The organism is Streptococcus sp. NLN76 (assembly GCF_015686645.1).
Classification (GTDB): Bacteria; Bacillota; Bacilli; order Lactobacillales; family Streptococcaceae; genus Streptococcus.
On the sequence record NZ_JADPMS010000049.1, the window covers coordinates 1 to 11744 of the forward strand.

The 11744-nt window shown below is 44.9% G+C and carries 9 protein-coding genes and 1 pseudogene; 8 read left to right on the forward strand and 2 right to left on the reverse strand.

The window, feature by feature from the left end; genetic code table 11:
- A pseudogene (locus I1A59_RS08155) lies at positions 1 to 297 on the forward strand (IS3 family transposase); the annotation flags it as partial.
- A gap of 83 nt (positions 298 to 380) precedes the next feature.
- On the opposite strand, the gene I1A59_RS08160 reads toward I1A59_RS08155, so the two are convergent.
- Positions 381 to 1052 (reverse strand): DUF1129 domain-containing protein, encoded by a 672-nt coding sequence (locus I1A59_RS08160; RefSeq protein WP_196092285.1) that lies wholly within the window; start codon positions 1050 to 1052, stop codon positions 381 to 383.
- A gap of 14 nt (positions 1053 to 1066) precedes the next feature.
- Positions 1067 to 2011 carry a magnesium transporter CorA family protein gene (locus I1A59_RS08165; protein ID WP_196092286.1) on the reverse strand — a complete coding sequence of 315 codons (945 nt, stop codon included), beginning with the start codon at positions 2009 to 2011 and terminating at the stop codon, positions 1067 to 1069.
- A gap of 155 nt (positions 2012 to 2166) precedes the next feature.
- Here I1A59_RS08165 and uvrA point away from each other — a divergent pair, with 155 nt between their 5' ends.
- The 7 genes from uvrA (at position 2167) to I1A59_RS08200 (ending at position 11186) form a co-directional block, all read left to right on the forward strand.
- The gene (gene uvrA, locus I1A59_RS08170) at positions 2167 to 4998 is read left to right on the forward strand and encodes an excinuclease ABC subunit UvrA (RefSeq protein WP_196092287.1); all 2832 of its coding nucleotides are present in this window, start codon (positions 2167 to 2169) and stop codon (positions 4996 to 4998) included.
- 4 nt (positions 4999 to 5002) lie between these two features.
- The gene (locus tag I1A59_RS08175) at positions 5003 to 6064 is read left to right on the forward strand and encodes a Xaa-Pro peptidase family protein (protein WP_196092288.1); all 1062 of its coding nucleotides are present in this window, start codon (positions 5003 to 5005) and stop codon (positions 6062 to 6064) included.
- 61 nt (positions 6065 to 6125) lie between these two features.
- Positions 6126 to 6686 (forward strand): elongation factor P, encoded by a 561-nt coding sequence (gene efp / locus I1A59_RS08180; RefSeq protein ID WP_196092289.1) that lies wholly within the window; start codon positions 6126 to 6128, stop codon positions 6684 to 6686.
- A 12-nt stretch (positions 6687 to 6698) separates the two neighbouring features.
- Positions 6699 to 7085 carry an Asp23/Gls24 family envelope stress response protein gene (locus tag I1A59_RS08185; RefSeq protein ID WP_196092290.1) on the forward strand — a complete coding sequence of 129 codons (387 nt, stop codon included), beginning with the start codon at positions 6699 to 6701 and terminating at the stop codon, positions 7083 to 7085.
- Positions 7078 to 7521 carry a transcription antitermination factor NusB gene (nusB, locus tag I1A59_RS08190; RefSeq protein WP_196092291.1) on the forward strand — a complete coding sequence of 148 codons (444 nt, stop codon included), beginning with the start codon at positions 7078 to 7080 and terminating at the stop codon, positions 7519 to 7521. Before I1A59_RS08185 ends, nusB begins: the two co-directional genes overlap by 8 nt.
- A gap of 175 nt (positions 7522 to 7696) precedes the next feature.
- On the forward strand, positions 7697 to 9454 hold the full coding sequence (locus tag I1A59_RS08195) for an ABC transporter ATP-binding protein (RefSeq protein ID WP_247644676.1): 1758 nt from the start codon (positions 7697 to 7699) through the stop codon (positions 9452 to 9454).
- Positions 9447 to 11186 (forward strand): ABC transporter ATP-binding protein, encoded by a 1740-nt coding sequence (locus I1A59_RS08200; RefSeq protein ID WP_196092292.1) that lies wholly within the window; start codon positions 9447 to 9449, stop codon positions 11184 to 11186. The genes I1A59_RS08195 and I1A59_RS08200 overlap by 8 nt, the downstream gene beginning before the upstream one ends.
- The last annotated feature ends 558 nt before the right edge of the window (positions 11187 to 11744 follow it).

The window sequence follows — 11744 nt, forward strand, 5'->3', positions numbered from 1 at the left end:
GGTCGGTGTATCGATAATGGCCCATTAGAAGGTTGGCAAGGACAAATAAAGGAAATGCGAGAGGTGCTGTATCCCAATGTAGCTACTTTCGAAGAGATGAAGGAAGCGTATGAAAAAACAATTGATTGCTACCATCATCATGATCCACAGGAAAGATTTGAAGGAAAGACACCTGCACAAGTAAGAGCTGAGGCAAAGGCGAATCCCCAACAAGTAACCCAGTATCCAATTAAGCAAGCTAAAAAATACATTGATTTTTGGAAAAATATTGCCAATAAGAAAAACCAGACCACCTAAATTTAAGGCAGTCTGGTATCAAACATTTTATTTATTTCAACTGTCTACTTGACACGGTACGTATCAAAACCAAGGATTTTTTGTTAGAATGCTCGACGGCGGGGGTTGATGCGAGCATTTTTGATGTTGTAGGTACGGACCAGCCACCAACGGAGGGCGAAAGCCGCAGCTCCGATGAGGACAAGAACCATGCTTGGAAGTGGTGGGTTGATACCGGCTAAGACGCTCTCTGAAAGGGTAATGAGACCAATCCAGGCGAGGAGGATGAGTCCGACAAAAAGGAAACCTCGACGGACATTTGGACGTTCCCCTTCATATTGTGGTTCGTAGTAGCGATAGATGAAGTGGTAGAGGGCATAGAAAACGGCACCACCACCGGTAGTCATACTGATGAGGGTGAGAAGACCGTAGCTGGTACTTTCAGGTACGAATTGGTTGATGAGCCCAATCCCAATTCCGACAAAAGCGAGCAGGAAGAGGGTGGATTCCAGCCACATAAGCCAAGGATTGTCATTGGTTTCAGCTTGTTCTTCTGCTTGGGGATTTGGTCCTTCCAGTTGACTACGAACCCATTGGGTTGGTGTTCCGTAGAGGGCACGTGCGGTGAAGCCTCGTTCTTGTTTCTCTACAATATCTGGCAAAATAGTCTCTAGCATTGCTTCGATTTCTTCAGGGGATTTTCCCGCCTGTTCCAAGAGCTTTTGCACGGTCCGGATATACTGCTGATTCTTTTTGGTTAGATTTTCAAACGACATAAAATTCCTTTCTCTTAGAACAATTTTTTATGAATCAAATAAAGCGTCATGGAAAGACTCATGGCAAAGGCAATGGCAATAATAATCCAAAAGGCGTGAGGCTCCCCGTTTAGCGGCATGTCATTGTTCTTAAAGTTCATTCCATAAGCCGAGAAAATCATGGTTGGAATGGACATGACAATGGTGACCAAGGCCAGGGTTTTCATAATATTGTTCTGGTTGTTGGAAATGATGGAGGCGAAGGTGTCCGTCATGCTCCGTAAAATGTTTCCGTAGATATCCGCCATCTCGATGGCCTGTTGGGTCTCAATGAGTGTATCTTCCAATAAATCTTCATCTTCTAGGTATTTTTTGATGGAAGAAGAGGAAGAGGTTAATTTGCGAACCACGCGCTCATTGGTCTTCAAGGAAGCTTTAAAGTAGACGATGGTTTTTTCCAATTCCATGAGCTCAATCAGTTCCTCGTTACGGGGTGCTTCCAAAAGGACGGTTTCAATTTGATCGGATTTGCGGTCAATCGAACGCAAGGCGGTCAAGTAAAGTTCCGCATTGCGGTAGAGGATTTGGAAAACGAAGCGGGAGCGCATAAAGGTATAAAAGTTCCGCAAGCGCCGCTGAACAAAAACATCCAAAAGCGGTAAGTTTTCTTTACAAGTGGTGATAATCACCTCATCGGTTAGAATGATCCCCAAGGGGATGGTTACGTAATAAATCTTGTTGTTCCGCTCTTCAGTAATGGGGACGTCGACGATAATCAGGGTGTAGTCATCTTCAATAGTCACCCGCGACATCTCCTCCAAGTCAAGGGGAGCCCGGAGGTCTGCAATGTCAATGTCGAACTCATTGGCCACTTCAATGGTCTCGCTTTGGCTGGGGTTGATCAGGTTTATCCAAGAGCCCGACTCCATGTGGTCGATTTCCTTGAATTGAGTAGTTGTGGATAAAAATACCTGTCTCATGGTCCCCTCCTTCTTTTTTCATTCCTTTCCATTATATCTTAAATAGGCTCAAAATCAAGCTTTTTCTCCCCAAGAACCAGTGCTCAGACTTGATTTTAACCCCTGTTTTTAAGGCATTTTTGGTATAATGGAGGAATAGAAAAAGAGAGGATTGTATGCAGGATAAAATTGTTATTCATGGCGCACGCGCCCATAATTTAAAAAATATCGATGTGACTATCCCCCGTGACAAGCTGGTCGTTGTTACCGGTTTATCTGGTTCAGGGAAGTCTAGCCTAGCCTTCGATACCCTTTATGCGGAAGGACAACGTCGTTATGTCGAATCTTTATCTGCTTATGCCCGTCAGTTCTTGGGCAATATGGATAAACCGGATGTCGATTCCATTGATGGTCTTAGTCCCGCAATTTCCATTGACCAGAAGACAACCAGTAAGAACCCCCGTTCGACTGTAGGGACCATTACCGAAATTAATGACTACCTTCGCTTGCTTTTCGCTCGTGTTGGGACACCATACTGTATCAATGGCCACGGAGCCATTGAGGCCTCCTCTGTGGAGCAGATTGTGGACCAAGTCTTAGAATTACCTGAAGGTCAACGGCTTCAGGTCTTGTCGCCTGTTCTTCGTAAGAAGAAGGGGCAACATAAGAATCTTCTGGCCAAGATTCAAAAAGATGGCTATGTCCGGGTTCGTGTAGATGGCGAAATCTATGATGTTACTGAGGTTCCTGAACTTTCTAAGAGTAAGAAACATGATATCGAAATTGTGGTTGACCGGATTGTCCTTCGTGATGGAATCCGGTCCCGATTGTTTGATTCTGTCGAAGCTGCTTTGCGTCTTTCCGAAGGTTACCTGATGATTGATACCATGGATGGCAAGGAGTTGCTCTTCTCCGAGCACTATGCCTGTGCGGTTTGTGGTTTTACGGTTCCTGAATTAGAGCCGCGGCTCTTCTCCTTCAATGCTCCTTTTGGATCTTGCTCGGTTTGTGATGGTTTGGGGATGAAATTGGAAGTTGATTTGGACTTGGTGGTGCCAGATGGAAGTAAGAGTCTGCGCGAGGGAGCGCTTGCTCCTTGGAATCCGATTTCCTCCAATTACTATCCGCAGATGTTGGAACAGGCCATGAATGACTTTGGGGTTGATATGGATACTCCGTTTGATGATCTGTCCCAAGAGGACAAGGATTTGATTTTCTTTGGTTCTGGTGGACGGGAATTCCACTTCCATTATGAAAATGAGTTTGGTGGTGTGCGTGATATTGATATTCCCTTTGAGGGTGTGGCCAATAACATTAGCCGCCGCTACCGGGAAACCAGCAGTGATTACACCCGGAATGTTATGCGGACCTATATGAATGAGCTGACCTGTGGAACCTGTAAGGGCTATCGTCTAAACCCACCCGCCCTTTCTGTTCGTGTGGGCGGTGAAGAAGGTCTTAATATTGGCCAGGTATCAGACTTGTCTGTCGCGGACCATCTAGCCTATGTTGATAGCCTAGCCTTGACAGAGACAGAGGCCACCATTGCGAAACCGATTATTAAAGAAATTCATGATCGCTTGTCCTTCCTCAACAATGTTGGTCTGAACTACCTGACCCTTTCTCGAACTGCAGGGACTTTGTCTGGTGGTGAAAGCCAACGGATTCGCTTGGCGACACAGATTGGTTCTAACTTAAGTGGGGTTCTCTATATCTTAGATGAGCCATCCATCGGTTTACACCAGCGGGATAATGACCGCTTGATTGAAAGTCTCAAGAAGATGCGTGACTTGGGAAATACCTTGATTGTGGTGGAGCATGATGAGGACACCATGCGAGCTGCGGATTGGTTGATTGATATCGGTCCAGGCGCGGGTGTCTTTGGTGGCCAAGTTGTAGCATCGGGTACGCCTGACCAAGTGGCCAAGGATAAAAACTCCTTGACGGGGCAATACCTGTCTGGAAAACGGTCCATCCCAGTTCCGACAGAACGCCGTACTGGAAATGGACAATTTATTGAGATTACAGGAGCCAGTGAGAACAACCTAAAAGACGTCTCAGCTTCTTTCCCACTCGGAAAGTTTGTGGCGGTCACAGGTGTTTCAGGTTCCGGTAAATCTACCTTGGTCAACGCGATTCTCAAGAAAGCCATGGCCCAGGAACTCAATCGCAACTCGGAGAAACCAGGGCGCTTTAAAACCATTACTGGTATTGACCATGTCGAGCGGTTGATCGACATTGACCAGAGTCCAATCGGGCGGACCCCTCGTTCCAATCCAGCGACCTATACAGGTGTCTTTGACGATATCCGTGATCTCTTTGCCCAGACCAATGAGGCTAAAATTCGAGGTTATAAGAAAGGTCGCTTTAGTTTTAACGTTAAGGGAGGTCGTTGTGAGGCTTGCTCGGGCGATGGAATTATCAAGATTGAGATGCACTTCCTGCCAGACGTCTATGTTCCCTGTGAGGTCTGTCATGGAACTCGTTATAATAGCGAAACCCTAGAGGTTCATTACAAAGAGAAGAATATTGCCGAAATTCTAGATATGACGGTCAATGATGCTGTTGATTTTTTCCAACATATTCCGAAAATCCAACGCAAACTCCAGACCATTAAGGATGTGGGTTTGGGCTATGTGACCCTTGGACAGCCGGCAACTACGCTCTCTGGAGGAGAAGCACAGCGGATGAAGTTGGCATCTGAATTGCACAAGCGCTCGAATGGGAAGTCTTTCTATATCTTGGACGAACCAACAACGGGTTTGCATACCGAAGATATTGCTCGACTCTTGAAGGTTTTGGAGCGTTTTGTGGAAGAAGGAAATACGGTCTTGGTCATTGAACATAACTTGGATGTGATTAAAACGGCTGATCACATCATCGACTTGGGACCGGAAGGTGGTGTCGGAGGCGGTCAAATCATCGCCGTTGGGACACCAGAAGAAGTAGCGGCCAACCCAGCCAGTCATACAGGTCGTTACTTACGGACAAAATTAGAGGAGGCTTAGGTTTATGAAACGATTGGAAAAATTGCAAGCAGAACTCGTGGCGCGTGACTTGGACGGCTTCTTGGTCAACAACCTGACCAATGTTTATTACCTAACCGGTTTTTCAGGTTCCAATGCCACTGTCTTTGTAGAACCAGATGCGGTTACCTTTTTCACAGATTCTCGCTATACCCTTGCGGCTAAGGATGTGCTCCATCCAAGTATTCGCTTTGTGGAGACGCGCTTAGAACTGGCAGAGGTGGAGAAGCTTGCCGAGGATCGGGGCTTGAAGCGGGTTGGGTTTGAACCAACGGTTCCTTATCATTACTACCAGGAGTTAGCTGGTCGTTTGTCAGAGCAGAAGCTTGTGGCGGAGGCAAATCTGGTAGAAAGCTTACGGATTATCAAAGACGAGTCTGAAATTGCGGTGATCCAGGAAGCTTGTAAGATTTCAGACCAGGCCTTTATAGATGCTCTGGACTTTATCAAGCTAGGGAAAACGGAGCTGGAAATTGCCAACTTCCTAGACTTCCGCATGCGGGAATTGGGGGCAAGGGGCTTGTCCTTTGATTCTATTGTGGCTTCTGGCCCAAATTCAGCCATGCCTCATGCCCATCCAGGTCAACGGAAGCTGGAAGCAGGGGATACGTTGACCTTGGACTTTGGTTGTGTTTTCAATCAGTATGTGTCGGACATGACTCGGACCATTTACTTGGATCATGTGAATGATGAGCAGGCAGCCTTGCATCAATTGGTTTTAGACGCCAATCAGGCGGTTATTGATCAGGCACAAGCGGGGATGCTTCTAACTGATTTTGACCAGGCAGCTCGGTCTTTAATCGACCAAGCTGGCTATGGTCCAGCCTTTAGCCATTCAATTGGCCATGGGATGGGGCTGGAAGTCCATGAAGTACCCTTCTTCAGGGCTGGGTCAGAGGACCGGCTTCAATCTGGTATGGTCGTGACCGACGAGCCAGGTATCTACTTGGATGGCAAATATGGTCTGCGGATTGAAGATGACCTATGGATTAAAGAAGGGGGCTGCCAGGTTTTAACCAAGGCACCTAAGGAGCTAATCATCATTTGAGGTTTGCCTTGAATTGTGATAGAATGAAGAGAAAAATTTATATTTGAAGAGGTATTCAAGCATGATTGATGCAAGTAAACTAAGAGCTGGGATGACTTTCGTAGCGTCAGATGGAAAATTGCTTCGCGTATTGGAAGCCAGCCACCACAAGCCAGGTAAGGGAAATACCGTAATGCGTATGAAATTGCGTGATGTGCGGAATGGTTCAACCTTCGATACGACTTACCGTCCTGATGAAAAATTTGAACAAGCGATCATCGAAAGCCGCACTGCGACTTATCTATACCAAATGGATGATACAGCTTACTTCATGGATACAGAGAGCTTCGAACAATATGAAATTCCAACTGTAGCAGTTCAAGAAGAGCTTCGTTTCATTTTGGAAAACTCCGAAGTGAAGATCCAATTCTATGGAACTGAGGTGATTGGAGTGACTGTTCCAACTACAGTTGAATTGACGGTTACAGATACGCAGCCATCTATTAAAGGTGCAACGGTTACAGGTTCTGGTAAACCCGCAACTCTTGAAACTGGTTTAGTGGTAAACGTACCAGACTTTATTGAAATTGGTCAAAAATTGATTATCAACACTCAAGAAGGTACTTACGTATCCCGTGCCTAGAAAGGACCAGCTATGACGCAACAATCAGGTGACATTATTATTGCCCCTCGGGTCTTAGAGAAAATCATCGCGATTGCGACGGCTAAAGTGGATGGGGTTCATTCCTTTGCTAATAAGAATATGTCTGATAGCTTGATGAAGAATAGTTCAAGCCGTGGTGTTTATATTGAAGACATGCAGGCAGATGAAAAAGTTGTGGATATCTATCTATATTTGGAATACGGAGTTTCTGTTCCTAACGTGGCAATGGAAATCCAAAAAACCGTTAAAACAGCTGTTCGCAATTATGTAGAGATGGAATTGGCAGCGGTCAACCTTCATGTTGCTGGAATTGTTCCAGAAAAGACGCCAAAACCAGACTTGAAAGACCTTTTCAACGAGGACTTTCTAAATGACTAAAGCGCAACAAGAAACCCGTCGTGACTTACGAGAACGTGCCCTTCAGACCCTCATGGGATTGGAATTTCAGGAGGACTCCATGGGCCTTGTCGCTTTTGCCTATAACTATGACAAGGAAGAAGTTGAAGAAGAGCGTGAAGTTCCCGTCTTTCTTCTTAACCTTGTTCAAGGTGTTCAAACCCACAAAGAAGACTTAGACCAGAAAATTTCGGTTAAGTTGAAAAAAGGCTGGACTATTGACCGCCTAACCCTAATTGAGAAGAACATCCTTCGTCTGGGCCTCTTCGAAATGCTCTATTTTGAAGAAACCCCAGCCATCGTAGCGGTTAACGAGGCGGTGGAGTTGGCCAAGTCCTTCTCAGAACCAAAATCCGCCCGCTTTGTGAACGGGGTCTTGTCGGCCTATGTAGATGAAGCGGAAGCTAAAGAAGTATGAAAGAGAGGTTAGCTTAGGCTAGCCCCCTTTTTATGTATAAAATCGTTTTTTGTGTATAAAATTAATAGTTATAGTCTTTTAGTTTACTTTTAGTACAAGGCAGCGAGTTGTAGACAGTACTGAAGTACGGCAAGACGAGCTAACACAGTAATAAAAGATAAACTAAAAGAGTATATTGATAGAAAGGATAGGTCAAAAACTCATGCAAACCCTCTTCTCGCACGTGAAAATCTCGACGAAGATGATGTTGGGATTGTTACTTTTTATGGCGATTGGTACAGCTGGTGAGATGGTTCTGCCGACTATGTTGTCGATGATCCTGGAAGATGGTGTTCGAGGAAATAGCCAGCAGGCTGTTATCACTTATGCCTTGATCATGGTCATTTCATTATTTGTTAGTTTCTTAGCAATGTTGGTAGCGAATCTCTTTTCCTCAAAAATTGCGGCCCGCTTAGCTCGTGATCTGCGACAGGCGGTTTTCACCAAGATTTCAAATCTTTCTGCCAAGGAATTTGACAAGTTCGGCACCGCCTCACTCGTGACTCGGAGTACAGCGGATATCGTTAATATACAGGAGTTTACGACCGTGGCCCTTCAATTCGGTTTGATGGGGCCCTTCCTCTTAGCTGCAGGTCTGATTCTCTCCATTTCTACTGGTGGGCAGCTGAGTTTGGTCTTGGTTGTTTCGGTTCCCCTGATGATCATCGTGACCTCCATCTTGGGTTGGTTGTCTATTCGCTATTCAACTCGTTTGCGGGAGCTTTTGGATCAACTGAACCGACGATTTTTAGAGATGTTGGAAGGAGTTCGCGTCATTCGTGCCTTCAACAAACAAGATTTTGAAACGTCTAAATTTGACGTCATTAACCAAGATTACAAGGATACCGCCATTACCAATGGACGGATTATGAACATCCTCAATCCCTTCATTAACCTTGTTTTTGGTCTGACCAATGCCGGTATCCTAATTGTAGGAAGTTTTCTGTTAGCCAATCGCGAAATTAGCGTCGGTAGCATCGTGGCCAATACGGAGTATGTGGCCATTATCCTCTTCGGAATCCTCATCGGCCTTTTTATTGTCTCCATGCTCCCAACGACCCTGACTTGTATTCGCCGTGTGGCGGAAGTGTTAGGAACAGAGTCCTCTATTCGAGATGGAGACAAGCTTATGGAAAAGGCTGAGACAGTCACCGTAGAATTTAAAAATGTGACGTTTGGCTACGATGATGCGGCAGAGCCTGTTTTGCATCATCTGAATTTCACGACCAAACCCGGACAAATCACGGCCTTTATCGGAAGAACCGCTTCAGGGAAATCTTCAATTCTGAAACTGATTCCTCGACTCTATGATGTTCGATACGGGGAAATTAAAATTAACGGTATCAATATTAAAGACTACAAACTCCAAGACTTGCGTGACTTGATTGGATATGTCCCACAGAAAAATGTTCTCTTCACGGGGGATATCGCGAGCAACCTCAACTTTGGAAATGAGAATGGGCAGGAGGAAGATTGGCAAGTGGCGACGGACATTGCTTCTGCGACTGAGTTTATTCAAGGCAAAGAAGGTGGCTTCCATGCTTCCATTAGCCAAGGTGGAAGCAATCTATCCGGTGGTCAGCGGCAAAGGATGGCCATTGCCCGTGCCTTGATGAAGAAGGCTCCTCTGTATCTATTTGATGATAGTTTATCTGCTCTTGATATGAAGACTGACCAGGCTATTCGCCACCGTTTTCGCACGGATTTGGCTGATGCCAATATTATGATTGTTGCTCAACGAATTTCTTCCATTATGTCTGCGGATCAGATTATTGTCATCGATAAGGGGGAGATTGTGGGAATCGGGACCCATCAGGAATTACTTGAATCGACCCCACTTTACCGAGAAATTGCAGAATTGCAGTTAGGAAAGGAGGCGCTTGACCATGCATAATTCTTTTAAGAAGTTATTCCCTTATTTGCGAGCTCATCGATGGAGCTTGGTCTTCATTGCCCTGTTTGCTATTCTAGGAACTAGTTTCACTGTTTTGGCGCCGACCTTCTTGGGGAATGTAACGACAGAGCTTTTCAATGGGGTAGCCAATTATTATCAGTTTAATTGGGACCGCATAGGAAGGCTCCTTGTGATCCTCGTTCTTACCTATGTCGTTGCGGAAATCTTCATTTTTCTTCAGGGATTCTTCCTGTCTCGCGTTTCGGCATCTATTATTAAGACTTTACGCGACGATGTCAATGCTAAAATTCAGAGTCTACCGCTCCAATTTTATGATAGTCGAACCAATGGAGAGATTTTGTCCACCCTGACTAATGATATGGACAGGCTTAATAGTGCCATTGGTCAAAATTTGATTGATGTTTTGACGCAGGTTGTGACGGCTATCGGAATCTTGGTTATGATGCTCAGTATCAATGTTTGGATGACCTTGATTGCGGTATTGATGGTTATTCTGTCCGTTCTTGCATCTATGGGGTCGATGCGCGTGGGGCAGCAGAGTTATGAAAAACAACAAGAACTCATTGCTCAATTCAATGGATTTGTCGAAGAAACCTACAATGGTCAGACGGTAATCCAGGCCTTCAACTACCAGAACCAATCCCAGGCTCAATTTGCTCAGATTAACCAGGAGCTGTCTGAAACCGCTGAAAAGGCGCTGATTGCGACGGGTGCTGTACAACCAATCATTCGTGTAGTCAGCAATCTTGGTTATGTGGCCTCAGCAACTATCGGTGCTTTCTTTGCTCTTAATGGTGTCATTACGGTCGGAAATATCCAGACCATGTTGCAGTATACTCAACGGTTTGCGGAACCCTTTTCAACGATTGCCTCTATGACAGGGGTCTTCTCTGGAGCTAGTGCAGCGATTGATCGGATCTTCGCAATTTTAAATGAGGAATCAGAGGATCCAAGCCCAGAAGATCCAAGCTTCCCAAGTCCTGCCAAAGGGCAAGTGACTTTCGAACATGTTCAGTTTGGATACACAGAGGACAAACTCCTCATGAAGGATGTCTCCATCCAAGTTCAACCGGGGCAAAAAGTGGCCATCGTGGGACCAACGGGTGCTGGTAAAACAACCCTAGTGAACTTGCTGATACGATTTTACGACATTAAAGGTGGACGCATTCTGATTGATGGTCATGATACTATGCAAATGACTCGTGAACAACTACGGCAAAATTTTGCAATGGTACTACAAGATACTTGGCTCTTTGATGGAACCATTCTGGAGAACTTGATGTATGGTCGCGATGGCATGACAGAAGAAGAGGCTAAGAATGCGGCACGGTTAGCACACGTTCATGACTTTATCAAAACTCTCCCAGGGACCTACCATTTTAGACTAGAAAACAATGGTGTCAATGTTTCTCAAGGAGAACGCCAACTTTTGACGATCGCTAGGGCCATTGCTGCAGACCCTGCAATCATGATTCTGGATGAAGCTACTTCGAATGTAGATACCCACACCGAATTGAAAATCCAAGAAGCTATGAGTCAGCTCATGAAAGGCCGTACGAGCTTTGTCATTGCCCATCGCCTCTCCACCATTCGTGATGCAGATATGATTCTCTACATGGAACAAGGGGATATTAAAGAAGTCGGAAACCATGATCAACTCATGGCCCAAGATGGCAAGTATGCGGCTCTCTATAACAGTCAATTCCAATAATCATTCCTAGTTGATAGGATTTCTTTGAAACAAATTAGTATAACTGTTACGCAAGATGTACCCCAGACGTTTTCCTTAAGGTTTAACGATTGGGGTACGTTTTTTTTATAACTCAGCTAAATAAGAGAATGCTATATCAAAATTTTTTGCTGATAATATTTATGGTCTATGTTTTCAAGTTTTTTACCATTCAGGATGTTTTGACGACATTTTAGGACTTTTGGGTTTGAAAAGAAGAAGGCTGTGCTATACTCAAATGCAGATTGGAGGAATACTCTTTTAGTTTATCTTTTATTACTGTGTTAGCTCGTCTTGCCGTACTTCAGTACTGTCTACGACTCGCTGCCTTGTACTAAAAGTAAACTAAAACTCCAAGCAGGCTTCGCCTGCTAACTCATGACGGAAAATTAGTTTAGGTATATAATAAAGATGAGCAATACAAATCCGTAAGTTTATTAGGGCTTTGCCGAGCCTGTAACTAAAACTGGATGAATAAGAGTCATGAGATAACTCGAATACGCCTTGAGCGTGAAAATAAAATTACAAAACAGCCTCTTA